We start from the raw sequence: 1,965 nt of genomic DNA on the forward strand, positions 1-1,965 counted from the left end.
GCACCGCGGCTGCCGCGGCCCCGGCGCCCGAACCCACGGTGGCCGAGCTGCGCGAGCAGTTCAACAAGATCAGCACCGATGCCGATTCCACCGGGGACCTGCGCCAACTGCTCGCGCAGATCAGCGACATCGGCACGCAGGCCGACAAGTTCGTTGCCGCGCGCACCGGCGAGCTGGCCGACCTGAACGCCCGCCTCGGCGAACTCGGCAATCCGCCGGCCGCGGGCGCGACCGAAGACCCCGACATCACGCGCCAGCGCGCCCGCCTCACGAAGGAGCGCAACGCGCTGGACGCCGACATCCGGCTCGCACGGCTGCTGGCCATCGACGTGCGGCAGCGCGCGGCCGAACTGGTGACCCAGCGCCGCGCGCTGTTCGAGGCGCAGATCACCGAGCGCGCGCCCTCRCCGCTCACCGGCGAGTTCTGGGGCGATCTGCAGGACGCCTGGCCGAGCGACCTGGCGCGCCTGAAGGCCATGGCCTCCGACCTGCGCGACGGGTTCTCGCAGGCCATGCAGCAAGGCCCCCGCATGGCGGTGCTCTGGGCGCTGATCCTGGCGGTGCTGCTCGCGGTGCTCGGCAACTGGGTGGCCGAGCACCTGCTGACGCGGATCGCCGCGCGGCTGCTGCCGGCCGGCCGGCTGCGGCGTTCGCTGCTGGTGATTGCCATCGTCGCGAGCCACGTGCTGCTGGTGGCCGTGGCCGCGCACGGCTTCGTGTGGGTGCTCGAGGAATACGCCACCTGGGAGCCGCAGGCGCGCAAGGCGATGCGCTCGACGGCGCAGGCGCTGGTGTTCATGGCCTTCGTCATCGGGCTGGGCCGCGGGCTGCTGGCCACGCGCCGCCCGTCGTGGCGGCTGCCGCCGATTCCGGACGCCATGGCCACCCGCCTGGCGCCGCTGCCGTGGCTGGTTGCGGCGGTGGCGGCGCTGGCCTGGGCGCCGGTGGAGATCAACGCGCTGGTGGAAGCGAGCTTTGCGGCCGTGGTGGCCACGCACGTGCTCACCGCGCTGGTGCTCACGGCGCTGGTTGGCGCGGTGCTCCGTCGCCTGAGGCCCATGCGCGCCGATACGCCGGACGCCGATCCGCCCGAGCGCCCGATGTGGGTGGGCCTGCTGGTGGCCTGCATCGGCGTGCTGATGGTGGCCATCTGGGTGCTGGTGGCGGTGGGCTACGTGGCGCTCGCGAGCTTCCTGGCCTCGCAGCTCACCTGGAGCGGCATCGTCGCGGCCGCCTTCTACGTGCTGTTCAAGTTTGCCGACGACGTGTTCATGGCCGGCGTGTCGTCGCGCAGCACCTTCGGCCAGCGCCTGCAGAAGAGCTTCGGCCTGGCGCCGCAGACGCTCGACCAGGCGGCCACCGTGCTCTCGGGCCTGAGCCGGGTGGCGCTGTTCTTCTACATGCTGATCGCGCTCGCGGCGCCGCTGGGCACCGGGCCCAGCGAAGTGTTCCAGCGCAGCGGCAAGTTCGGCACCGGCGTGAAGGTGGGCGAGTTCCAGCTGGTGCCGGGCGCCATCCTGAGCGCCGTGGCGGTGGCGGTGATCGGCTTCATCGTGCTCAGGGTGTTCAAGCGCTGGCTCGCGCGCAGCTACCTGCCCAGCACGCAGTTCGAGCCGGGCATGCAGAGCTCGATCACCACGCTGCTGGGCTACGTGGGCGGCATCCTGGTGGTCGCGTTCTCGCTGTCGGCGCTGGGCATCGGCATCGAGCGCATCGCGTGGGTGGCCAGCGCGCTGTCGGTGGGCATCGGCTTCGGCCTGCAGGCCATCGTGCAGAACTTCATCTCGGGCCTCATCCTCCTGGCCGAGCAGCCGGTGAAGGTGGGCGACTGGGTGGTGCTGGGCACCACCGAGGGCGACGTGCGGCGCATCAACGTGCGGGCCACGGAGATCCAGCTGGGCGACCGCTCGACGGTGATCGTGCCGAACTCCGAGTTCATCACGAAGACCGTGCGCAACATGACGC

At 71.7% G+C, this 1,965-nt stretch carries 1 protein-coding gene; it reads left to right on the forward strand.

The genetic code is table 11. The features are described 5' to 3' along the window. On the forward strand, positions 1-1,965 hold a 1,965-nt coding region (locus AC1DOC_RS31565; RefSeq protein WP_478131326.1), incomplete at both ends, for a DUF3772 domain-containing protein.

Source organism: Variovorax sp. 01T439_2 (assembly GCF_056398445.1).